Origin of the sequence: Sphingobium sp. (assembly GCF_035511395.1) — a bacterium.
In the GTDB taxonomy this organism is placed as follows: Bacteria; Pseudomonadota; Alphaproteobacteria; order Sphingomonadales; family Sphingomonadaceae; genus Sphingobium.
This window is the reverse complement of sequence record NZ_DATKFP010000082.1, coordinates 1-24,493: the sequence shown is the minus strand read 5'-3', so window position 1 is coordinate 24,493 and position 24,493 is coordinate 1. Positions and strand designations below refer to the sequence as shown.

General features: G+C 63.1%; 16 protein-coding genes. 5 read left to right on the top strand and 11 right to left on the bottom strand.

The genetic code is table 11. The features are described from left to right. Window positions 1-176: 176 nt before the first annotated feature. Entirely contained in the window at window positions 177-1,598 is a 1,422-nt protein-coding gene (locus VMR39_RS04845; protein ID WP_325414881.1) for an NAD-dependent epimerase/dehydratase family protein, read from the top strand. Window positions 1,599-1,615: 17 nt separating this feature from the next. Here the strand turns inward: VMR39_RS04845 and VMR39_RS04840 are convergent, their stop codons facing one another. The 4 genes from VMR39_RS04840 to VMR39_RS04825 all read right to left on the bottom strand — a co-directional run bounded on the left by VMR39_RS04840 (window position 1,616) and on the right by VMR39_RS04825 (window position 10,324). Beyond that, entirely contained in the window at window positions 1,616-4,060 is a 2,445-nt protein-coding gene (locus tag VMR39_RS04840) for an alpha-L-rhamnosidase C-terminal domain-containing protein (protein ID WP_325414880.1), read from the bottom strand. Then, window positions 4,060-5,058 carry an alpha/beta hydrolase gene (locus VMR39_RS04835; protein ID WP_325414879.1) on the bottom strand — a complete coding sequence of 333 codons (999 nt, stop codon included), beginning with the start codon at window positions 5,056-5,058 and terminating at the stop codon, window positions 4,060-4,062. The genes VMR39_RS04840 and VMR39_RS04835 overlap by 1 nt, the downstream gene beginning before the upstream one ends. Continuing rightward, a complete protein-coding gene (locus VMR39_RS04830; protein WP_325414878.1) occupies window positions 5,055-7,910 on the bottom strand; it encodes a glycosyl hydrolase in 2,856 nt (951 codons plus the stop codon). The genes VMR39_RS04835 and VMR39_RS04830 overlap by 4 nt, the downstream gene beginning before the upstream one ends. A gap of 194 nt (window positions 7,911-8,104) precedes the next feature. Continuing rightward, the gene (locus tag VMR39_RS04825) at window positions 8,105-10,324 is read right to left on the bottom strand and encodes a glycoside hydrolase family 3 C-terminal domain-containing protein (protein ID WP_325414877.1); all 2,220 of its coding nucleotides are present in this window, start codon (window positions 10,322-10,324) and stop codon (window positions 8,105-8,107) included. 183 nt (window positions 10,325-10,507) lie between these two features. On the opposite strand from VMR39_RS04825, the gene VMR39_RS04820 reads away from it, so the two are divergent. Next, window positions 10,508-11,158, top strand: a complete 651-nt coding sequence (locus VMR39_RS04820) for a TetR/AcrR family transcriptional regulator (protein WP_325414876.1) — start codon at window positions 10,508-10,510, stop codon at window positions 11,156-11,158. A 63-nt stretch (window positions 11,159-11,221) separates the two neighbouring features. Next, on the top strand, window positions 11,222-11,545 hold the full coding sequence (locus VMR39_RS04815) for a hypothetical protein (RefSeq protein ID WP_325414875.1): 324 nt from the start codon (window positions 11,222-11,224) through the stop codon (window positions 11,543-11,545). Window positions 11,546-11,595: 50 nt separating this feature from the next. Here VMR39_RS04815 and VMR39_RS04810 read toward each other — a convergent pair whose 3' ends face one another. The 5 genes from VMR39_RS04810 to VMR39_RS04790 form a co-directional block, all read right to left on the bottom strand. Continuing rightward, window positions 11,596-12,078, bottom strand: coding sequence for an Lrp/AsnC family transcriptional regulator (locus tag VMR39_RS04810; protein WP_325414874.1), 483 nt, complete (start codon window positions 12,076-12,078; stop codon window positions 11,596-11,598). Continuing rightward, window positions 12,075-12,557, bottom strand: coding sequence for an Lrp/AsnC family transcriptional regulator (locus VMR39_RS04805; protein WP_325414873.1), 483 nt, complete (start codon window positions 12,555-12,557; stop codon window positions 12,075-12,077). Before VMR39_RS04805 ends, VMR39_RS04810 begins: the two co-directional genes overlap by 4 nt. A 251-nt stretch (window positions 12,558-12,808) precedes the next feature. Continuing rightward, window positions 12,809-15,904, bottom strand: coding sequence for an efflux RND transporter permease subunit (locus VMR39_RS04800; RefSeq protein ID WP_325414872.1), 3,096 nt, complete (start codon window positions 15,902-15,904; stop codon window positions 12,809-12,811). Next, the gene (locus tag VMR39_RS04795) at window positions 15,901-16,971 is read right to left on the bottom strand and encodes an efflux RND transporter periplasmic adaptor subunit (protein ID WP_325414871.1); all 1,071 of its coding nucleotides are present in this window, start codon (window positions 16,969-16,971) and stop codon (window positions 15,901-15,903) included. Before VMR39_RS04795 ends, VMR39_RS04800 begins: the two co-directional genes overlap by 4 nt. Beyond that, window positions 16,968-18,431 carry an efflux transporter outer membrane subunit gene (locus VMR39_RS04790; RefSeq protein WP_325414870.1) on the bottom strand — a complete coding sequence of 488 codons (1,464 nt, stop codon included), beginning with the start codon at window positions 18,429-18,431 and terminating at the stop codon, window positions 16,968-16,970. Before VMR39_RS04790 ends, VMR39_RS04795 begins: the two co-directional genes overlap by 4 nt. Before the next feature lie 110 nt (window positions 18,432-18,541). On the opposite strand from VMR39_RS04790, the gene VMR39_RS04785 reads away from it, so the two are divergent. Together VMR39_RS04785 and VMR39_RS04780 are read left to right on the top strand one after the other, a co-directional pair. Next, the gene (locus VMR39_RS04785; RefSeq protein ID WP_325414869.1) at window positions 18,542-19,186 is read left to right on the top strand and encodes a TetR/AcrR family transcriptional regulator; all 645 of its coding nucleotides are present in this window, start codon (window positions 18,542-18,544) and stop codon (window positions 19,184-19,186) included. 518 nt (window positions 19,187-19,704) lie between these two features. Next, window positions 19,705-22,062, top strand: a complete 2,358-nt coding sequence (locus tag VMR39_RS04780) for a TonB-dependent receptor (RefSeq protein ID WP_325414868.1) — start codon at window positions 19,705-19,707, stop codon at window positions 22,060-22,062. 172 nt (window positions 22,063-22,234) lie between these two features. Here the strand turns inward: VMR39_RS04780 and VMR39_RS04775 are convergent, their stop codons facing one another. Both VMR39_RS04775 and VMR39_RS04770 read right to left on the bottom strand, forming a co-directional pair. Continuing rightward, on the bottom strand, window positions 22,235-23,701 hold the full coding sequence (locus VMR39_RS04775) for an FAD-dependent oxidoreductase (RefSeq protein WP_325414867.1): 1,467 nt from the start codon (window positions 23,699-23,701) through the stop codon (window positions 22,235-22,237). A 190-nt stretch (window positions 23,702-23,891) separates the two neighbouring features. Beyond that, window positions 23,892-24,493, bottom strand: a 602-nt coding sequence (locus VMR39_RS04770) for an SDR family NAD(P)-dependent oxidoreductase (protein WP_325414866.1), incomplete at its 5' end; no start/stop codon positions are given.

Here is a 24,493-nt window from a genome sequence, read left to right as displayed (position 1 = left end):
TCTGATATAAAACGCATATTCCGATCGTTTCAGGCCATAATAGACAGATCGGCAAGATATCTTACGCCAATGCCAGCAGGAACATTCTTCCCACAGATGATGCTGGTCCCGCTTGTTATTCGAACGTTAACGTTCTATTTGTTCGCGTGGACAGGACATGGAGCGGGATGCGCAGTATGACAGATAGCCGAAAGACCATCTTTATGACCGGCGCGACCGGCAATATGGGGCGTGAGGCAGTAAAGCGCATCGCCGCCAGTCGCGACGCACTCCGTCTTCGTATCCTGGTCCGACCGGAAGAAAAGACCCATCCAGTCGTGCGCGAAATCAGCAAGAAGGGATTGGCGGAGATCGTCTGGGGCGACCTGACCGATGCGGCCTCGATCCGCAGCGGCGTGACGGGCGCGGATGTGGTCTTGCATGTCGGCGCGCTCGTGTCCCCGCTGGCCGATCGCCTGCCGCCGGAGGTCGTCACGCGCGTCAATGTCGGCGGCGCGCGCAACATCGTCGATGCCATCCATCAGGTCGGCGCGCCCGCGACCACCCGCCTCATCTATATCGGCACGGTTGCTGAAACCGGCAGCCGCAATGCCCCGGTCCATTGGGGCCGCTGCGGCGATCCGATCAAGATCAGTGCCTACGATCACTATGCCGTCACCAAGACCCAGGCCGAGGCGATCGTCGCCCAGAGCGGCATCACTCACTGGGTATCGCTGCGCCAGAGCGGCATGGCACATTATGACATGTGGAAGATCTTCGACCCGATCATGTTCCACAATCCACTGAACGGCGTGTTCGAATGGTCGACCGCCAATGACAGCGGTCGGCTGATGGCGGCGATGTGCGGCGACAACCTGCCTGCGGAGCTTTGGCGTGGCTTCTACAATATCGGCGGCGGTGCGACGTCGCGTGTGGTGAATCATGAATTCATGGCCGCACAAATGGGCAATTACCGGAAAGTGCTGAAGCCACACTGGTTCGCGACCCGTAACTTCCACGGCCAATGGTATGCCGATTCCGATCGGTTGCAGGCACTGGTTCCGTTTCGCGAGCAATCGCTATGGGACTATTTCCGGGAAGCGCCCAGACACACGCCATGGATTGCGCGCACGGTGCCGAAACTGCTGCCCAGCGCGGTCGGGACACGCATCGAAAAGCTCGCCCAGGCACCGGACGGGTCGCTCCACTGGTTCGCCAACGATAATCGGGCCAAGATCCAGGCCTATTTCGGATCGCGCGCTGCCTGGGAAGCCATCCCGTGCGATTGGGACAGCTTCGTCTACGCACAGCCGTCGCGCCAACCGACGCTGCTGGACCATGGCTATGACGAAGGCCGCGCCCCGGACAGCTGGCGCATCGATGACCTGCGGCAGGCCGCCGAGTATCGGGGCGGCCGGTGCTTGGCGGGCAGTTTCGATGGCGCGGATACACCGGTCCAATGGCAGTCGGCGGCGGGCCATCGCTTCATGATGACGCCGCGCCTCTATCTGAAGGGCGGTCATTGGTGCCCGACCACCATGGTCGCGCCTTCAAGCTATGATGCAGAAGCCGCGCGCAATCCGTTCTTCGCACAAGTGTGGAGCGAAGCCGCCGGCTGATCAAACCGCCTCGACTGTCAGCGCCGCGGAACTGTCCATGTCGTTGTCATCTTTGCCAGCGGATAGCGTTTGCCGTTCCAGACGAAATCGCCCGGCAGGTTCTTCGGCCTGGTGATGATCGCGGTCAGCCGGTCCCCGGCGATGCGATAGCGCACGCTGACCGGACCATATGGCGTCGCCGCCGTCGCGCTGACATTGCGCAGGGGCCCAAGCGCCGGTTCCACCTTCAGCCGCGCATAGCCTGGCGCGTCCGGTCCGATCCCAGCGACGATGCCCAGCAGGTCGGCGGTCGGATGCGCGCTCCAGGCATGGCTGTCGGACCGGGTAGAAGCGTTCTTCCCGGCCTGCCCCGCGCCGTCCCGCTCCTCGGGCCATGCCGTATAGTTCATCTTCAGCAGATCGCGCCAGGTATCGAGCAGCCCGACATATCGGTCCCCCATCTTGGCATGAACCAGCGCCTGCGCCAGATACCAGGCGAAATAATAGCTAACCTGGGTGACGCCCTCCGGCGCGTCGATCCCCTTGCCCGGCGCCATGACCCGGCCCAGGATCGCGCGGGCCTCGTCCTGCGGCACGACATCGTTAAGGACGGCCAGCGCATTCATATGCTGGCTGAACCGATCGCCATCGGGATTGTCCGCAAACAGCCCGCGCGTTGGCACCCAGCATCGCTCGCGGATCGCCGCCTTCACCGTCGCGGCGCGCGCGGCATAGCGCTCCCCGGTCGCATTGTCGCCGAACGCCGCCTCGATCGCGGCCCCCTGTTGCAGCGCGCCCAGCCAATGCACGCTCATCAGGCAGCTTTCCTGCGCCGCCTTGCCATAGGACGGAAATTGCGTCCGGTCGGTCGCCGACTGCCCCACCCAGTCGACAAAATTCCACTGTGGATTTTTCGTCAACAGCCCTCTCTTCCCGCGATAGGCTTCGAACCAATCGAGTATCTCGCGCATCCGGCCGATATTGCGGATGATAGGGGCGGGATCGCGCTGGCGCATCCGCCAGTCGTCGAGCATCCCGACCCAGAGCAGCGCGAAGGGGGCGATCACATTATTCCCGCGCGTCGGCCAGGCGCTCTCGATCAGCCCGCCATCGACATTGGACGCCGCATAGGCGTCGATCGCCTGCTCGGCGAGGCGCGGATCGCCCGAAACCGCATAGGAAATCAGCATCTGCAATCGGGTGTCCCCGGCATATTGCAGCTGCTCCCAATAGGCCGTGTCCATATAGGTTTCATGTGCGTCGATCCGCGCCGTGCGCCAGCCGACATCGAAGATGCGCTGAAGCTGTGGGTCGTCACTCGCAAAACGTCCAACCTGCTCGAAAGGATAGCCGGTTTCGAAGGCTCGAAAACCTTGCAGGGTCAGCGGCTGGTCCTTCGTTTCCACCGCGATCTCGGCATAGCGCCAGGTCCGCCACCACAGCGTCGCGAAGCGACGCGCCTTGCCATCGGCGACAAATGTGTCCCAGATGCCGATGGGCCTGCGATCCTCGATCAGGTCGCGATCACCCTTGCGATTCTTCGCGTCATACAGCGCCTCTGCCCAAGTCAACCGGATGGTCGCGCCCTGCCCGCCCGACACGTCGAGTTCCGGATAGGCTGACAGCATCGCATCGCGCTGGAGCAGCAGCGTCACCTTGCTGTTGGCGGGAATGGTGACGGGTCGCGCAGGGAAGATCGCACCCGCCGGCAGGTCGGTGCGGACCACCTTCCCGACCGACGCGGGCGCATAGGATTGCTGCGGTAGCCGATCGATGACCAGCGTCCGTGCGGCAGCATCGGGCGCCGGCACGGCATCCTGCCAGCCATCGCCCGTTTCCCTCGGTTCCGCGGCATCGAAATCGGCCTTGGCCGCGTCGATGGTTTCGGGATTCCCGGCGACGTAATACCAATATTTCTCCTGCCGCCATCCATTGGCAAAGCCATGGCCCGCATCGCGCTTGACCCGCCAGCCTCGCTTGCCGGTCGCAATTTCAGCCGCATCGCCTTCGCCCGTCAGGCGGAAGCCGGTGGCGATGCTCTGCTGGAACAGCGGCGCCGTGCCGGTGAAGAGCGCCGCACCCTGCGCGCCCGCAATCTGTTGCGCGCTCGCATCGGGCGGCAGCTTCAACGGCTGCACCCCGTTCCAGACCGTCGCGGCGATGACGTTGCGCCCGCGCTTCAGCCAAGGGGCAAGATCGATGCTCTCCTCCCGCCAATGGGCAGTATCGCCAGTCGACGGGCCGGATGCGACGCGCTGACCGTTCACGAAGAGGATGAAACGATTGTCGGCAGTGACACGCACCTTGTAGCTTTTCGGCCGGGCCTTGATGTCCACGGTCCGGCGGAAATGAAGGACAATCGGACGCGCCTGCGTTTCGGCCTCGGCATGGCTGATCCACCCCTGTGCGCCGTCCGTCTGCGCAGCAGCCATGGGCGCGGAGCCGAGCAGGAGCGCAGCGGCAAACCATGGGCGCATCGACATCATTTCGGCTCCGGGGCAAGCGCGCGGGCCAGGGCAGCCTCCAGCGCAGAGGTGAATTGCTGGGAAACCGGCGCCCTCGGCGCGATCAACTGAAATCCGTGATAAGCGCCCGGCACGACCAGCAATTCGGTCGGCACGCCAGCGTTCACCAGGCGGCGCGCAAAGTCGATATCCTCGTCCGCGAACAGGTCGATCGAACCCACACCGATGAAGGTAGGCGGCAACCCCTTCAGATCCGTGGCACGCGCCGGAACCGATCCGGGCGGGACCTTGGCCCCACCCGGCTCACGCCCCAGCATCGCGCGCCAGCCGTCGCGATTCTGTTCCGGCGTCCAGATGATCCGGCCGATCGTCGGAGGAACCGGCCGGCTTGTACCGGTGCGGTCGTCCAGCATGGGATAGACCAGTGCCTGAAAGGCGATCGGCACTTCCTTGCGTTCGCGTGCGGCCAGGCTGACCATGGCGGCAAGACCGCCCCCGGCGCTTTCGCCCAGCAGCACAATCCGGCGACGATCCACGCCCAGCGTCGCGGCTTCTTGGTGCAGCCATTTGAGCGCGTTGTAGTTGTCCTCCATCGGTGCCGGGAAGGACGCGGCCGTCGCAAGCCGATATTGGGCGCTGACGATCACACAATCGAGCCGGGCAGCGAGGGATTTGAGCGCCACCAGATTATCCCGCGCATCGCCCGCGATGAAACCGCCGCCATGGATGAACAGGATCGCCCCGCGCGGGGGAGACGTTGCATCCGGGCGCGCATTGACGACATAGACAATGACGGGCGGCTGGCCGCTGCGCGCGGGCAGCAGGCGCTCGCTGACTCCTTCAGGCAGCGGGCCGGGCTGGGGCGGGATATAGGGCGTGCCGCTTTCCTGCGCTTTCAGGATGATGCGGGCCATCGGGCGCAACGCCGGATCGACCGGGCCAAGGCGCAGATCGGGGACGGGCGCCGCCGCCGTCATCAGCAGCAGCGCACCCATGATCACGGCGAAGCGCGTCATCGCACAGCCTCCAGCGCGACCGGGCCGACCCACCCCGCCGCCACGGGCTTCAGCTTTTTGTAGGTCGGATCCTTGGGGTCGATCATCGCATTCTGCGGAACATTGGCGATGGTAACGGCCAGATCGTTCGCCCCCGACCGAAGCGCGCCGGTCAGGTCGACCCGATAGGGCGCGCTGATCGACGGTGGCAAGACGCGGCCGTTGACCGTCACGGTCGCCATATCGTGCAACTGGCCAAGGTCGATCGCCACCTTCGTCCCCTCGCTCAACCAGCCCGCATCGACATGGATATTGCGGCGATAGGTCGCGGTTCCGGCAAAACCGGCAAGCTCAGGTACGTCCCGCCAATCCCCGAGTGTTACCCTACCGAAATCATGAGCATAGGCTTTGCGCACGGCATGTCCCTCGACCCGAAGCAACCAGCCGTCGGCGGGAATGGAGAGCCGCCCTACCGACTGCGGCACGCCGGGCGCGACAGGCGCAGCCTTGGGATCGAGTATCAACAGCGCGCTTTCACCTGGTGCAAGGATCAGGGCCAGGGACGCGGCGTCCGCCCCTCGCGCGGCGACCACGTCCATGCTGCCGTCCATCGCATTCCAGCGGCTGATCCGCCCCGGCTGTGGCAAAGCGAGCGAGACGCTGCGCGCGACATCACCGCGATTGTGGAGAAAAGTGACGGTGCGTCCCTCGAACCGGCGCTGCACATAGACCAGGTCGGTCGCGTCACCCGTGAAAGTGAGGTTGGCCGGAATGGCGGCCGTCCGCAACGCTGCGACCATCTCCCCTTCAGGCACGATCTTCGCCCCGGCGCGGAGCGCCGCCGCCACAGCCGCCTTTACGCGCGCATCACGCCACTCCCTGTTCGCCAGCCCCTCGTCACGGCCCGGCGCACGGCCGGAGAAGAAGACCGGCAGGCCCGCTTTGGCGAACGCCGCGATCTTCTCGGCCGTGTCGGCGCGTATCGCGTCGAGCGGCGGCAGGGCCAGCACCGGGTAACGCTGGCCGCCCTTCGACACGAGTTGGCGCTTTTCCACACGGGCATTGGCGATCGAATCCGGGTTGATCCGGTCGAAATCATAACCGCCTGCCAGCAACGCCTTCTCCGCCGCTTGCGCACCCGCGCCGTCATCCTCGATGCCGACATAATAGCCGGTCCGACCGTAGAAATAGGCAACCGGAACCACCGCCTCCCCGGCCTGCATCACCGATTGCAGCCGCGCGATATAAGCGGCGAGCGGCTTGACCGCCGGCCAGATCGGGTTGCTTTCGTTGAACATGGTCGAAAAGCCCCCGGCAAAGGGGCTGGGCTGAAAGGCATGCCAGCCGGGCCAGTCATCGGCATGGAAGCGATAATTCATGCCGTGCAGGATCATGGAATTGACCCCGCCCGCCATCAGCAGGTCGACGCGGCGACGCATTTCGTCGGGCGTGACTTCATAGGCGCGATCCTTCCACACCAGGCTCTCGGCCGACACCAGCTTGCGCCCATAGAGATGCGCGCCCGACCGCGCGAAGCGCATGACCAGCGGATCGCCGCCATGCAGCAAATCCTCGGTCTCGGGAATGTCGACAAGGCCATAGCCCCTGATGATGTCGAGCGCCCCGCCATGCGCCTGGAACTTCGCCTTCAGGCCATGGGCATGGTTCCAGGCGACGAAGGGCTCGACGAAGCCGGCGAACATCAGGTCGGACACCGTCCGACGATAGTCGGCGCGGACACGGTCGGCGATTTCGCCGTCGGCAGCGTTGAAATAGGGGGGCGACCAATGCTCGTCCCATGCCTGCATCCAGCCGGGCTGGACGACAAAGGGCAAATAGGGCGTCAGGTCATAGCCGCGCCGTTTGCGGAACTCGGTGAGGAATTGCGGCCCCCACTGGATATCCTGCATCAGTTCCAGACTGTCGACGAAGGTCGAACGGATGCCGGCAGGGTTCTTGCCCAGCGGATCACCCACACGCGCCGCATGGGCGGCGAAGGCGGTCGGGTCCATATGGTCGAGGATCAATTGCGGCCCGCGCCCCGCTGCCCCCAGCACACCGACGTCGGACGCATATTGTTTGAACACGAACACCTGCCACTGGCCCGGCGGCGGCGTCCAATCCAGCGTGCCGTCCTCTCGCAACCGGTCGGTCAGCACGATCCGGCTCGAAGGATCGAGCGTCCCCGGCGTTTCGACATCCTTCCAGGGCGAAATGGTGAAGCCCATCGGCGCCGCCCCCCCACCTTTGAGCTCGGGCGCGCCGCCCGTCATCGCGACCACCGCGACGATCAGGGCGCGGGCGTCGAGCCGCTTTCCCCAATCGGCAAATTCCGGCGCCTTGACGCGTGCGTCCAGAAAATTGAGCGCTCCCAACCGACGGGTGCGCTTGGGGATGTCGACCTTGATCGGACTTGCCGTGCCACCCTGCACCTGCGTCCGCGCCATGGCGAGTTCCGTGAAAGCCTTTTCCGGCGGGATGGCGACGCCGCCACCAGACGGCCAGGCCGACCCCAGTGTGTAATCGAGGCTGAGGCCCAGCGCCTTCGCCGCTTCGCCGGCGGCGCGAACATGCGCGAAGAAGGAAGGTTCGGCATAGTCGTTGACGACCGCCTTCTCTTCGCTCGTCAGCGTCACGAAGCTCGGCGTCATCGCCTGGATTTCTCCGCCGGCAAACCCATTATCCGCCATCAGCTTCAGTTCACGCCGCAATTCCTCATCGGCCACGGCCGCGCCCGGCCACCACCAGCGCAAACGCGGCTTCGCCTCCATCGAAGGATGGGCAAAGCCGTCCTCAAGCGAGTCGGCCCGGACGGGGACCGACATCACCAAGGCAGTTGCGGACAGCAGGCCGGCCCATAGCGCGCGCTTCATGCCATTATTCCGATCCTTTTTTCGCGCGGGCAATCCGCCCCAGTGCAGTGCGCTGGCTTTGGGCATCCGCTTCTGTGTTTCGCGATCGACCGCGACCGCATGGCTCTTGCACGCAGGTCCGTGCCGCAAACGGTGCCAGCACGCTTCTCACCGCGCCCATGGCCGCCAGGCGGTCGATATTCCGGCCCATGGGATCAGGGCCTCCGGCTTATGCGAGCGAGCCGGGCCAAGCCGGTCAGGACTGGATCGGTAGCGGAGGTTGCCACCTCGATTTTCACCTCGCCCGCCGGCATCACCCAGCGCTGCGCCTTCGTATCAAAATCGGCGAGCACGCGGGGATCTGCCGTGATCGTTACCATCCGACTCTCGCCGGGCTTGAGGTCCGGCTTCGCCCAGCCAATCAAGCGCTTCGCCTTGCCGGGACGGACGACATAGACCTGCGGCACGTCTGCGCCTTCCCGGCTGCCATTGTTGGTAACGCTGAAGCGCACCGTAAGCGTCTTACCGCCCGCAACCTTCAGGTCGCCATAGCGGAAGCTGGTATAGCTCAGGCCGAAGCCGAATGGGTAGAGCGGCTTTTCTCCCTTTCGGTCGAACCAGCGATAGCCGACGTCCGACCCTTCGGGATAATGAATGTCGAACGGCTTCGTCCCGGCCTGAAGCCCGTAGATTGCGCGCGTATTCTTGTCAGCTGCGGGCGCGGTCGAACCCGGCAGCACAGGATTGGGCAGTTGCTCCACCGATGCCGGAAAGGTGACGGGCAAATGACCCGAAGGATTGACCTTGCCGGCCAGCACCCGCGCAATGGCCGCTCCACCGCGTTGGCCGCCATACCAGGCGGACAGGATCGCCGGCACCTTCGCTTGCCAGGGCATCAGCACCGGATTGCCGGTTTCCAGCACGACCACGGTCTTGCCATTGGCGCTCGCCACCGCGTCGATCAGTTCATCCTGCCCTTCGCCCAGCGACAGGTTGGGCTGGTCGATCGCCTCTGCCGCGTATTTTTCGGCAAAAATGATGACCATGTCCGCGGCCCTTGCCGCTACGACGGCGGCCGCGACATCCTTGCCGTCCAGATAATCGATCTGCGCACCCGGCCATTCGGCGCGCAGCGCGTCGAGCGGTGCCGTCCCGCCATAGCCGCGCTTGGCAAAGCCGGCCGCGGCGCCGGTTTCCGCGCCCTTGGTCACACGCTTCAGGCCGCCGACCGGCGCGACCTGGCTGGACCCGCCGCCGCCCGGTACACCTATGTCGGCATTCCCGCCGATCACGACGATCCGCTTCGCCGACGCCGCCAGCGGCAACATATCGCTTTCGTTGCGCAGCAGGACGATGCCCTGTTCGGCAGCGTGCTGGGCAATGTCGGCATGGCCGTCATAGTCTATCTGCTGGCCGGCTACGAGCGGATGATCCGCCACGCCATGCGCATAGATGGCATGCAGCACCCTTCGCGCAGCGGTATCGACGGCGGCCGTGGACACCTTGCCTTCCTCCATCGCCCTGACGAGCAGATCGGAGAAATAGCGCTTGCCGTCGAGTTGCTCGCCCGATTGCTGGTCAAGGCCCGCCAAAATGGCATCGGTCGAATGCACCGCGCCCCAGTCTGACATGACGAAGCCCTTGAAACCCCAGTCGCGACGCAGCACGTCGGTCAACAGGAAGGAATGCTCGCAGGCATAGGTGCCGCCCACCCGATTATAGGCGCACATGACCGAACCGGGATTGCCCTTTTCGATGCCGATCTGGAAGGCTAGCAGGTCGCTTTCCCGCATCGCCGCCTCATCCATCACCACCGATGCGACATTACGCCCGGTCTCCTGGTTGTTGAGCGCGAAATGCTTGATGGTGCCGATGATGTTGTTGGACTGGACGCCGTCAATCTGCCCCCCGACCAGAGTACCGGCGAGCAGCGGATCTTCCCCCAAATATTCGAAATTGCGCCCCGCCCGCGGATCGCGCACCAAATTGACGCCGCCGACCAGCATCACATTGAACCCCTTGGCCCGCGCCTCCGCTCCGATCATCGCGCCACCGGCGCGGGCCATTTCGGGATCCCAGCTCGCAGCGAGGGACAGGCCCGATGGCAGAGCCGTCGCGACATCGCCCTTGCGCATCTCCATGAGGTTCGACACGCCCAGGCTGGCGTCGGTCTCGACCAGCATAGGCACGCCCAGCCGCTCGACCCCCTCGATATAGCCGGCGCCGATCGTCACGCCCTGCGGCCGCTTCGCTGGCGCAACCAGCGCCGTCATCGGCCCATGCAGAAGACGGATCTTCTCCTCAAGGGTCATTTTACCGAGCGCCTGATCGGCTTTCCTGGCAGCCGTGGACGCGGCCTCTTTCGCCTGGAGAGAGAAGGACGCCAGCACGCTTCCGGCCAGAGCAAGCAACAGCCCGGTAGACAATTTGGTCATGCGATGGAAATCCCCTCACGACAGCGGCCGTGCCGCCAGTCATTCTCGTTGTGCCAAGGAAATAGCGCCGATCGGGAACGGCGTCAATATTCGATCGATACCGTTCGATTTAATCTTTGGCACGGCAGATCGAAAATCTCCATCATTGCGTCCATTGGCTGCTTGCGTCAAAGAATGTCGGACATGCCCAAGACCGATGCAGCCAAAGCCTTCGTGCCCAAGCGGGGCCGTCCGACCGCCAAGCAAGTGGCGGCGATCGAACAGACGATCCTCTCAACCGCACGCAACATGTTTCTCGAAGACGGCTATGATGCAGTCGCGATGGAAAATGTCGCGATGGTCGCCGGCGTATCGAAAGGCACGCTCTACGCCCGCCACCCTTCCAAGGAAGCGCTGTTTACCGCGATCGTGGAGGACAGGGTGAAGCAATGGTCGGCAACCGCGTCGCAGCAGGACCATCTACTGACCGACGACATTCGTGAACGACTGCGTCATCACGGTCATACCATCGCGCAATCCATATCGGAACCGGAGGTACACGCCTTTCAGCGTCTGCTGCTTTCGACCCGCGACCGCTTCCCCGAATTGTCGAAGGCCATGTATGAGGTCGGCTATCTCTACATTGTTCAGCTGATCACACGGGACAGTGGTGCAGCCGCCGAAAGGGACGGCGTTCCAGCGCGGCAACCCGAAGCGATCGCCCGCATGTTCGTATCGGGCATTACCGGCTGGCAGTTGCAGGAGAGCGGCGCGCGACCGATTCCGCTCGACGAAATGATCGCGGCCGCCGACCGAACCGTGGACCTGTTCATGGCGGCAAGGTCGAATTGGTAACGCTTGAATTTAGAACGGTGTCGTGCGATATAGAGTCGTATCCATAAAGGAGGATCCTGACTCATGCGCTATTTCCTGCTCGCTGCCGCGGTGGCCCTCACCGTCGCCAGCGTTCCCGCACTTGCCCAGACGGCGCCTGCCGCTCCTGCCCCCACCACTGCGCCTGCCCCGACCAAATATACGACTACGGACACCGATCTTGGCACGCTGCTGGACAATCCGGCGGCCAAAGCGATCATCGAGAAGCATATTCCCGGCATGACGACAAATGACCAGGTCGACATGGCGCGCGGCATGACGCTGAAGGCGATCCAGCAATATGCACCCGACGATGTCACCGATGCGCGCCTTGCCGCGATCGATGCCGATCTCGCCAAGCTGCACTGATCGAACCGTAAAATATCGAAAGAAAGGGGCGGCAGGAATGGCGCCTTTTTTTATTCGATCACCAAACGACGCGTAATCTTGGCGATCCCCGCCTCATATTTGAGGCTGTCGACGGAAATCGAGGTTTCGATACTCTGCACACCTGGAATAGGTCGGATATGTTCGATCATGAGATCGTTCATCTGCTCGATGCTTGTGAACAGCCCCATCGCCAGAAGGCTGTGGCGGCCGAGCAGCATGATGACGCAGGTGATCTCGGGAATGGCCGAAAGCCGACGGGCAAGATCCGGCACATATGCCGGATCGGCCTTGATGCCCATCATGATCAGATTTGGTGATCCCGCCATCCGAAAGTCCGTGACCACTGTGAACTGGATCAGGCCCTCTCCCTGCAACCTTTTGATGCGGGCACGGATCGTCCCTTCCGTGACACCCAGGTCCACCGCAATTGCGCGATTTGAAATCCGCGCGTCGCACGCCAGCCTTTCGATGATGCCCCGATCCAGGCTGTCCAGACGTGCCTCGCGGCTCAAAGTGGCACCACGTTGAACTCGAACTTCACGATGTCGACAGCGATGCCCGACGCAATATGCGTGACGCCATCAATCACGGCGATATGCTCGAACAGGAATCGTTGCACTTCCGAAAAGTCATGGAGCGCAACGAGCAACTCGATATCATAGTCCCCATTCATCACGTTGACACTCAACACTTGAGCCAGATCAGCCAGGTCGCGGCCGACATCGCCGACAGCGCGCCCCTGCACCTTCACCCCCAAGGCGATGATGACATTATATCCATGGGCGGAAAAATCGGTGACGGCGACGACACGCATGACGCGCCCCTCCTCCATCTTCTGCAATCGCGCCGAAACCGTCGCCGCCGTAACGGACAGCCGCTCTGCGATTTCCTGGTTCGTCGCGCGCCCATTGGTCCGCAATATCTCGATGATATTGGCATCCAGGCTGTCCAGCGATGGCGGCGCCGTGGTCCGCCCACTCCTGATCTGCATCCCAATGCCCCTTCATGACGGCCCCCGTCTATTATCCGCAGGATCAAGGGCATCCCATAGATTTCACAAAATATTTATGATCAGTCAAACTTTTCTACGATAAATTGCATTCGATTATAATATCGACTGCAATATGCGGATTATCAACCACCTATATGGGCGCACAAGCCGACCATCAGCCCGACCTGACAACAAAATGGGCCGGCCCGGAGTCACCCCAAACAAGTCAGCGGAAAAAATTCGTCCTTGCTTCAGGACGAAGCAGCCGGAATTGGATCATCGTCGCCCGGCTGCCGTGGCGTGATGAGCAGCGCCGCCTTGGGCGAGAGCCATTGCTCGATGCTTTCGACGATCTCATAGACCACCGGAACAAAGATAAGCGACAGCGCCGTCGAACTGACAAGGCCGCCGATCACCGCCAGCGCCATGGGCTGACGGAACTCCGCACCCTCGCCGATGCCCAGCGCCGTGGGCAGCATACCGGCCGCCATGGCGACGGTCGTCATCACGATCGGCCGGGCGCGCTCGCGGCACGCGTTGCGCAGGGCCTGCGTCATCGGCACGCCCTTGCGCTCTTCCTCGATCGCGAATTCGACCAGCAGGATCGAATTTTTCGCGCAAAGGCCGAGCAGCATCAGCAGCCCGATCATCGCCGGCAGGTCCAGCGTCTTGCCGAACAGCACGAGCGCGGCAAAGGCTCCCAGCAACGACAGGGGCAACGCCGCAAGGATCGTCACCGGCTTGAAGAAGCTGCGGAACAGCAACACCAACACGGCAAAAGTCAGCCCGATCCCCGCCGCGATCGCTATCAGAAAGCCACCGAACAACTCCATCATCGCTTCGCTGTCGCCCTCACGCGCCTCCTGCACGCCCTTGGGCAAGTTGCGCATCACCGGAAGCTGCGCGACCTCGCCCAGTGCTTGCCCGAGTGTACGCCCGGCGACCAGATCGGCCTCCACCGATACCCGCCGCTCCCGATCATAGCGGACGATCTTGGCCGGCCCCGCCTGAAAGCGGATATCCGCGACCGCCGACAGCGGCGTGGTCTGCCCGTCCAGCGTCGGCACGCGCAGATTGGCAATAGTGCCCAGATCATCGCGCGCGCCCTCGGGCAGGCGTACGCGGATCGGCACACGCTCGTCCCCGTCCGAATATTTGGCGACATTGGCGTCGATATCGCCGATCGTCGCGATCCGCAGCACCTGCGCCAGCGTACTGCTGTTGACATTGAGACGCGCGGCTTCCGCCGGACGCGGTGTCACGATCAATTCCGGCCCGGCGGGCGGTGGCGACGGGCGAGGATCGGAAATGGACCGCAGCCCCCGCATCTCGCGCAGCAATTGCGTCTGGGTGCGCTCCAGCGCCTGCCCATCCTCGCCCGCCAGGATGATATTGACCCCGGCCGATCCGAACGTTCCCTGATTGGACAGACGCACATCGGGGATGTCCCGGAGCATGGGCCGAATGCGCTGGCGAAACTCATCGGTCGTGAGGTTGCGATCCTGCTTCAGCACGACGGTCAGCGTACCCGAGCGGAGATCACCACCATCGCCCATGCCACCGGCGGTCGAACCGACCTGTACGAATACACGCTCGACCGCCGGTTCAGCCAGCAGCATCCGCGTTGCACCGTCTACCGCCCGCGCCATGTCGTCACGCGTTGCGCCAGGTGGCCCCTGCACCGCGATATAGAGATAGCCCGGATTGCCGACGGGCTGGAAACCGACCGGAGTCAGGCTGGCGAACAGGATCGACAACAGGAAGATGCCGCCGCCGATCCCTACCGCCCGCCAGCGATGCGCCAGCGCCCAGTCGAGTACGCGCCCATAGCCGGGATTGACCGGCCGCTTCTCACAGTGCGGCCGATCCGCCATCGGAACCAGGAAATAGGCGGCTAGCAACGGCGTGAGCAGCCGTGCCACGACCAGCGAAAACAGCACGGCGACCGCCACGGTCAGCCCGAACTCCCGAAAAAACTGCCCCGCCTGCCCCGGTATGAGAGACACCGGCGCAAACACGGCGATGATGGTCGCGGTGGTCGCGATCACCGCCAGACCGATGGCATCCGCCCCGATCAGCGCGGCGCGATAGGGCGACTCCCCGACCTCGATCCGCTTCTCGATATTCTCGACCTCGACGATGGCGTCATCGACCAGAATCCCGATGACCAGCGTCAACGCCAGCAAAGTGATATTGTTGAGACTGAAACCCATGGCCGACATGGCAACAAAGGTCGGGATCAGCGACAAGGGCATCGCCACCGCCGCAATGATCGTCGCCCGCCAGTTTCGCAGGAACAGGAACACCACCAGCACCGCGAGGAATATGCCCTCGATCAACACATGCTGGGTCGAGGCAAAGCTGCGCCGCGTGGAATCGACCGTCGACACCAGACGGGTGAAGCGGACGCCGGGATGCTCCTTTTCCAGCCTGGCGATCGTCTTCACGATCTTGTCCTCGACCGCGATATCGCTGGAATCGCGCGTCTTGCTGACCTGGATCGCTGTCACCGGCCGACCGTCGAGCCGGGCGAAACCGCGTATCTCCGTCGCACCGTCACCGACCTCGGCGATATCGGACAAGCGGACATAACGGCCCTGCACCGGTATGGTGAGGTCGCGCAGCCGGGCGACATCGACCGACGAACCGAGCACACGAATGGTCTGTTCCACCTGCCCGACATCCGCTCGACCGCCCGGATCGTCGCTGTTGAACGCGGCGAGCGCGCTGCTCACTTGCGGCGCCGTCACTCCCATCGCAGCCATGCGCTCGGCATCGAGAATGACGTTGATCTCGCGATCCGCCCCGCCGATCCGTATCACTTGCGCCACACCATCCTGCGCCTGCAAGGCGCGGGTCGCGATCTTGTCCACGAAGCGCGACAATTCCGTGCCACCCATGCCCGGCGCGCTGACCGCATAGGTCAGGATCGGCGCATTCTCGATGTCGAGCCGCTGCACGAGCGGTGGGTCGATACCATTGGGCAATTGCACCCGCGTCCGCTCGACGGCGGTGCGCACATCGTCGGTCGCCTTCTGCATGTCGTTGTGCAGCTCGAACTCGACCGAGGTGGTGGAGACGCCCAGCACCACGGTCGAACTGATATGCTTGACCCCCGCGACACTGCTCAGCGCATTTTCTATGGGCCGGGTGATCTGGTTTTCCATCTCGGTCGGGGCCGCGCCATTCTGGCTGACCGTGACCACAACCACCGGAAAGCTGACGTTGGGGAACTGCTTGATCGGCAACCCGGCATAGGCGACGATCCCAGCGATCGTCAGGATGATGAACAGCGCGACGATCGGGATCGGGTTGCGGATCGACCAGGCGGAAACGCGCACGCTCATGCGCCTGCCTTTTCGCCGGCGACGCGTACCCTGTCCCCCTCCAGCACGAAGGCGCCGCCGCCCATCACGGCGCGATCCCCACGGCGCGGCCCGGACAGGATTTCCACCATGTCGCCGGCGCGCCGCCCGGTGCGGACGGCAACGCGATGCACATGATCCCGCCCGTCGAGCAACTGCATATAGGCGCCATCTGCATCATAATGGACGGCTCCCTCCGGCGCCGACAGAACCGGCGCTTTTGCCTTGACGAAGCGCGCCTGGGCAAAGCCGCCCGGCCTCAGATCCTGCCGCACCGGCAGAGCGATGCGCGCGGTCGACAGGCCTGTCTGGTTATTGACCCGCGCGCCGAGCAAGCGGACCCTGCCATCCACGCTTATGCCGGATGCCAGCACGACCTTGACCGGATCGCCCGTCGCCAGAGTTCCCATGACCGCTTCCGGCACCTCTGCATCCAGTTCGACCAGATTATCTCGCGCGATAGTGAACAGCACCGTCCCCGACGCAGAAGGTTCGCCCGGCCGCGCCGATCGCTGGAGTACCCGCCCCGCCACCGGCGCGCGGACGGTCAGCCGCTGCTGCCGGGTGAGCAGATCATCCAGCTGCGCCCGCGCGACCCCGACCGATGCCTGCGCGGAACGGTCGGCAATACGCCGCTGATCAATTGCCTCCTGCGACACCACGCCCATATTATCGAGGCCAGCGACCCGCCCGGCCTCCATCCGCGCCTTGTCGGACGCCACTTGCTGCTGTGTCAGCTGCGCCCGCGCCTGTGCGATCTGCGCGCGCAGCAACGCGTCATCCAGCACCGCCAACACCTGACCGGCGCGCACCTGCGCATCTTCCTCCACCTGCACATGGGCGATGCGATAGCCCGACAATTCGGGCGCGATCGCCACTTCCTCGCGCGGGATCAGGCGACCAGACGCGGTGAACCCGCCATCGAGCGCGCGCAGGTCCACCCGCGCCACGCTGACGGTCGGCGGCGGCGGCTCCTTGCGCGTCTCCTCATGCCCGCCACACGCCGCGAGCGACAGGAGCAGCGGCAGCGCCATCAGCTTGTGAGTCACGATTGATCCTTGGATTGGACAGGAAGAATGACGGAAGGCTGCCCCGGCGTCGCGGCCGGGTCATCGACACTCCATCCACCGCCCAGCGCCCGGAAGGCGGAGACGACATTGCTGAGCGCCAGCATTCGCGCGCTGGTGAGAGCAGTGCGTGCCGCGCGCCATGTCCGCTCGGACTGGAGCAGGGTGGTGAGATCGGTCAGCCCTATGCTGTAACCCTTGCGTCCCGCGTCAAAGGCAAAGCGCGCGCGCTCCTCCGCCCGCGTCAGGTCGACAAGACGCAGCCGGTCGGCACTGGCGGTCGCCAGTGCAATATCCGCATCGCGAAAGGAGTCCTGTACCGCCGCCTCATAGACGATGACCGCCTGCTGCCCCTGTGCCTCGGTCGCGCGCAACTGCGCCATCAGGCGCGTGCGATCCAGCACCGGCAGGCTGAGGCCCGCGCCCAACGACCATAATCCCGAAACCAGCCCCGCCGCGCTGCTGATGCTACCGCTCGCCTGCAAGGTGAAGCGCGGGAAAAGCGACAGCCGGTCGACCTGCACGGCGCTGGTCGCCGCTACCAGCCGCGCCTGCGCCGCCAGCACATCGGGCCGCCGCGCCAGCAGGATCGAGGGCATCAGCGACGGCACCATTGGCGGCGCATCCAGCCTGGCTTCGATCAGCATGGTGTCCGTCGGCGCATCGGCCCGCCCCACCAGCACCAGCAGCGACCGCTTCGCGTTGCGCAGCGCCGTCTCGCTGCGCGTCAGTTCCGCCTGCGCGCTGGCGACATCGCCTTCCAGCCGGGCCGTATCCGCCGCGGCCACCAGCCCATGATCCCGGCCCAGGGCCGACGCGCGGGCCAGTTCGCTTGCGATCCGCAAGGTCTCGTCCGCATCATTCCGCTGGATGGCCAGTCCTCGCGCATCAAACAGGGTGGTCGCCAGGTCCGCGGCAATGCTCATCCGCGCAGCATGATAGTCATAGGCCGCCGCGACATAGCTCGCCCTTGCGCCCTGACCGATCGCGGCCAGGCGGCCGAACAGGTCCAATTCCCAATTGGGACTGAACCCCAGCGACTGGCTGTTGCCGCCTGCCGTACTGCCCAGAAGATCCCTGCCGGAAATCACCGTGCCATCCCGCGCCGTGACCGATCCACTGATCGCGCCGCTGGGCACGCGCTGCGACAGCGACTGGTCGCGGACGGCGCGCGCTTCGCGCAATCGGAAATAGGCCGTGCGCGCATCTGTGCTGCGCCCCAGCGCCTCGGCTATCAACTCGGCAAGCTGCGGATCGCCGAACCGATCCCACCAGCGATCGAGCGCCAGATCCTCCGTGACCGCCCCCGCTACCGGCGGCGCAGCCTCGAAGCGCTGCGGCAGGGCGATCTGCGGGCGCGCCAGATCCACGCTTGGCGCACAGCCAGCAAGGGCAAAGCCGCCGAACAACAAAGTGCAATGACGCAGAACGGGATTCAGCAAGGTGACGGCGCTCCCAAAAAGCGGCTTCCTGTTGCAGCGGATAACGCAGCGAAGAAAAGAAACAAGATTGTTTATTTTCAAATCGCGATTTTTTTGCCATGAACCGACACATGAGCGACCCTCTTCCCACGCGACGCCCCGGTCGCCCCCGGCGCGAAGAAAGCGGCGACATCGACCAGCAACTGGTCGACGCCGCGATTCGTATGGTGGGCCAGCACGGCCCGGCGCTGACGATGAACACGATCATCGCCGCCTCCGGCCTGTCACGTAAGACTGTCTATGCCCGCTATCCCAACAAGAGCGCGCTGATGGCAGCCGTCGTGCGGCAGATGCTGGATTATGGGCTGGAACCGCTGGTCATTCCCGACCTGCCCCATTGGCGCGACAGCCTGCGCGCCTTTGTCGACCAGAGCCTGAACGAAGTATGCCAGCCGCAAGCCATGTCGATGCGGCGGCTACTGATGATCGACCCCGATTTTATGGAAGAGGTGAAGCCCCGCATCGAGAAGGTGGTCGTCAACCGCTATATGGACCCGCTGACCGCGTTTCTCGACGGGCTGGTAAAGGCGGGCAAGATTCCGCCCCAGGATATCGGCTTCGTTGCCGAAGCACTGACCAGCCTTGTGCTGTCGGAATCGCATCGCCGCTTTTTTCAGAATGATGTGGACGTCGCCAATGACCCCCAACGACTTGGGGAACTGGCGCGGAAACTGGTGCGGTTGTTCTGTGACGGGATTCTGGCGAAGAATGCATGAAAAAAGGGTGGAAGGTCGCGTTGTCTGCCGCCGAAGCGTGATTCGTACCTGATTCCCGATATTGGTTACGCATCATCCAAGTGCGTGAGCGCAATACCTCCTATAGGAAATTCTGCTGTTCATCGCTTATCCCGCATGAAAGCGAAGCGGAGACCGCACTCCATAATAACGATACAAACCTATATAGTTTTTAGATTATTGAACATTATAAAATGCTTGTCGGATAAAGTCGCGGTGCTTCGGCGCTCCTTACCCGAGATGGCATACCAGCTTCGAAATTAATCGGCCGTAACCGTACAAATATCTTTCCGCCTGCGTTGTGCTGGTGTATATAAGTTACGCATATGGCCGACAAGTTGAGCCATTTGGTCTGACGAGCAAATCGCGGGCCAGTCTTAGTGGGGAGGATATTGATGCGGACCATGCGTGTTTCGCGCAGCCTTTTGCTGTGCTGCAGTCTTTCGGCCCTTATATTGCCTGAAATCGTCGAAGCCCAGACGAACGACGCGGAAATCATCGTGACCGCCACACGCCGGGAAGAAAAGCTTCAGGATGTGTCCATGTCCGTCAACGTCGCAACGGGTGAACAACTGCAAAAGTTCAATATCTTCGATGCCAAGGATGTTTCACAACTGGCTCCCGGTCTCGAACTTACCAACACGACTGGTCGCAACAACACCACGACATTGCGCGGAGTCACCTTCGACCCGGATCAGGGCACGGCGCCGGCCGTTCAGGTCTATTATAATGAAATCCCGACCGACGCGCAGACCGCTTATACGGCGATTTATGACATCTCCCAGATCGAAGTCCTGCGTGGTCCGCAGGGTCTGCTGCGCGGGCTGTCGGCGCCGGCCGGATCGATCACCATCGGCACCCGCCGCCCCAGCTTCGACATGATCGAGGGCTTCATGCAGGCAACAGCGACGGATCGCGCCGGCTATAATGTCCAGGGAGGCGTGTCTTTGCCCTTTTCCGACACGCTAGCCATCCGCGTCGCCGGCCTCGTCGATGGGAACCGGTTGAACAATGTAACCAACGTCAACCTCGACAAACGCTCGCGCAGTCGCACCGAAAGCGCCCGTGTCACGCTGGGCTGGCGTCCGAGCGATGCCTTCACCGCCTATCTGACCTATCAATATCTGACGGCCGACAATAGCCAGTTCCAGCAGGTGGTCGGCAGCGGCAATCAGCCGGTCTACAGTCCTGCCATCTTCGTGGGCTTCCCGCTGAAGGACAGCAGCTTCGTCTCCGGCCCTGCACTCGACACATCAGACTATGGTGCGGTCGGCGAAGGCATTTTCCGTAACCGGAACGACACTCATCTGGTCAATCTGAATTTCGACTATGATCTGGGCGGATCAACCCTTTCCTTCGTGGGGGCGCATCAGTTCAGCAAACTGACGATCCAACGCGATCTGGATCCCGGCAACTCCGTGCCGAACTATATCGCATCATCGACAGTCATTACTCCGTACAAGGTAGACACCGCCGAATTACGCTGGGCCACGGATAATCAGGAAGGATTGGGCGGGGGCATAGGTGTCTTTTATACCAAGCAGACCGGCACAACGGTCGTTGACCAGCGCAGCGACACCTTTTCCTTCCCGCTCGATCCCAATGGCCTGATCCCCGGCACAACCATCCCCAATCTCTTCCCGGTTGATGTTCATGTCGTTGTCCCGGTCTATTCGCGGACCTGGTCGTTCAACGCCAACCTGCGCTACAAGACTGGCCCGCTTACGATCGAGGGCGGCGTGCGCTATTCGATTCGCAAGGCCATCCAGACGACACAGCAGACATTGAATCTCGGCCCGTTCCCGGACTTCCCCTTCCCCGGCGCGCCGGCGGGCTATGTCCTGACGCTGGGGCCGACCGAAATCATTCCCACGGATCTGCAAAAGCATGTGGACAAGCCGATCACCGGCGGGGTGACGGTGAATTATGCCTTTGCGGACACGTTGAATGCCTATTTCGCCTATGGCCACTCCTTCCGTGGAGGAAGCACCGGCGTGTCGGTGCCCGCAGGGATCAGCGGCGACCTTATCAGCACCGGTTCGGAAAAGACCGATTCTTTCGAGATCGGCCTCAAGGGCTCGCTGATGGATCGACGAGTCAATTATACAGTCGCGGCCTTCTACCAGAAATTCAATGGCTTCCTGACCCGCTTCACCGGCATCCAGTATAATTGCCCCGAGGAAAACGGCCAATGCAGCGTTACGGGCGCGCCGATCAACAACGCGATAGACAGCACCAATGGCGGCTTCGACTTCAACTATAATGCCAATGCCAAGTCCAAGGGGATCGAGGCATCGATCGACACGCGCTTTATCGATACCTGGGACTTGAGCCTGTCGGCCGCTTACACGCGTGCGCGGTTCAATAATGCCCTTATCCCCTGTAACGACTTCGATGGATCGGGTGTCCCCAACCAGAACGGCACGCCCCGGATCACCGGCAACGGCAACGTCAGCTATTGCCGCACCAACGGCCGCATGGCGGAGATTCCCGATTTCAGCCTGACCGCCAATACTGAACTGCGCTTCCCCACGGGCAATTATACCCCGTTCATTCGCGCGCTCTTCACGTATCGGCCCGGCTTCCATTCGGAACTTGTGAATTACGACTATCGCGGCCGCGAGCTGCTCAATCTGTTCGTCGGGTTGCGCGGGCCGGACAGCAAGTGGGAATTGACTGGCTTCGCCCGCAACCTGCTCAATCAGAAGCGGATCACCAATATCTCGCTTGGCAATGCTATCATCCCGACGTCCCAGCCCCTGGGACCGGCGGGCGCGATCCCCTATGATTCGGGCTATCGCCTGGTCAATGTCATGAACCCGCGCGAGTTCGGCGCGACGCTCAACTTCAGATGGTAATATCGGGCCGCTGCCTCGGCGCAGCGGCCATGATGGAAAGTTGGAAAAGACCATAGAGCCATGAACGATTAGATTGAATCGTTCATGGCTTTATGGTCGTTTGATTACCGCATTCTGCGAGCCGTCGGCTATCCAGCCGCTTTCAGAATGCTCTAAAAGGGTCGCTTCCTTTTCATACGCCGCACGCGGCCTTGCGCCCGGCCTGCCGACCGAAGAAGGTGCAGTCGGCAAGGCTGAGGCCAGAACTATAGCCATGCCCCCAGGCTGGCAGACCGGACGTGCAGCGCCCGGCAGCGAACAGGCCCAGCACCGGCGATCCTGCACGATCCAGCACTTCGCCGTCGGTGGATGTCTTGAGACCGCCAAGCGTAAAGAAACTGAAATAGCTGGTCTCAAAATTCAGCTCCAGCGCGACGAACGGCCCCTGGTCCAGCGGCGTCAGGATCGGCGCCCGCTTGTGAAACAGCGGATCGCGCCCCTCGGCCGCATGCTCATTGTAGAAGGCCATGGTCGCGCTCAGCGTCCCCGGCGTCATGCCCAGTTCGGCCTCGACTTCCTCCCAGCTGTCGCCGGTGCCGGCGATGGTCATGCCCGCCATTTCCAGCGGCTGGTCGAAATGCGCGATGTCGAGCAGCAGATAGACCCTGCCCCCCATCTGGTCGACGGCGCAGCGGCTGACCCTGCCATGATAGCAGTCTTCATTGATGAACCGCTGCCCCGCCTGGTTGACGAACACACCATGCGCCTGCGGTTCCGGCATCGTCCAGGGGCAGGTGGTGAAGAACTGCTCCATATGGATGGCGTCCCCGCCCGCGCCCACGCCCAGTTCGATCCCCGACCCGTCGTCCTGATCGCCGATCGGGCTGCTGATCTTGAATGTCTCCGGACAGTAGCGGCGGCGCATATCCTCGTTGAAGACGAAGCCGCCGGTGGCAAGGACTACGCCTTTCGCCGCCCGCACGAAGCGGTTCCGGTTGTCGATGCGCACGACGACGCCGACCACGCGCCGCGCATCATCCTGCACCAGCGCCATGACGCGAGCATCCGTCACCACCTGCACATCCAGAGCGCGCGCGCGCCGTTCGAGAATATCGACAAGGGGACGACCACCGCCCCAGCCGCTATGTGCGATCACATGGCCGCGTGGTGCTGGTTTGGCGATATCGCAAAAGGGCCAGGCCGCCTCGCTACCGGACCAGATCAGCGTGGAATCATCGACCGGCTCGATATGTTTGCCGGGCAGGTAATTGTCGCGATAGGGCACACCCTGCGCCTTCAGCCACGCATAATGGCCCAACGCCTCCTGGGCATAAAGATCGCACTTCGCCTCATCGGCGCAGGGACCGCCCGCCGCCTTCAGATAGGCGGCGAAATCTTCGGTGCTGTCCTCGAAACCTGCGGCGCGCTGCGCGTCGGTGCCGCCACCGCCGCCGATATAGATCTCGCCACCCGACAGGGCCGAAGCACCGCCACTGCCCGATCCCCGCTCGAACAGCATGACGCGCGCACCAGCCGCTGCTGCCTCGATCGCGGCGCAGGCGCCCGTCGCCCCGAAGCCGACGACAGCGACATCGGTTTCAAAGTCCCAGGCCGTCACATCGGACGCGGGGAGAGGCCGGTATAGCGATATCTCTGCCAATTGCGCTTCCTCATCTCTCCTGCACGACGGGTCAGACTGCTTCGTCTACCCGCGGTCGATCATTCCAGTGGCATGGATTGCCACCTCCTAATAATGCGGCTTAAATAGCATTTTACATTTCGCAATATCTTATTATTTGCAAACAAAATGTCCGCATATGCGTATCATGGCCACGCATATGCCTATATGGTCAGGCGAACCAGGCACCACCATTCACCGTGATCGTGCTTCCCGTGGCATAGCTGGCATCGTCGCTGGCGAGATAAGCCGCCGCGCCGCCAATCTCGTCCGGTTGGGCGAGCCGCTTCAGCACGCTTTCATTGGCCAGACCCTGTTTCAGCTCGTCCGGCAGACCGGCATAGATCGGCGTTTCCACCGCACCCGGATTGATCGCATTCACACGAATGCCGCGGCCCGCCAGTTCGCGCGCCATGGCTCGCGTCATGCCGATCACCGCCGCCTTGGCCGCGCAATAGGGTACCGGGCCGACGCCGTTCACCGCCGATGTCGAAGCTATGTTGATGATCGACCCGCCGATCCCGTCCGCTGCCATCAGCCGCACCGCCGCACGCGTGCAACGGAAAGTGCCATTGAGCGTCAGGTTGAGCACCGCGTCCCAGCCTTCATCCTCGCAATATATGGTCTGATCCTCGAAGACCGTCTCGCCCGCCGCCTGCTGTGCCTGCGCGGCATAATATTGGTCCATGCCATCACCGGGCGCCGATCCCCGCCCGGCATTGTTCACCAATATGTCGACGCCCCCGACCGCGGCCTTGATCGCAACGAAAGCCG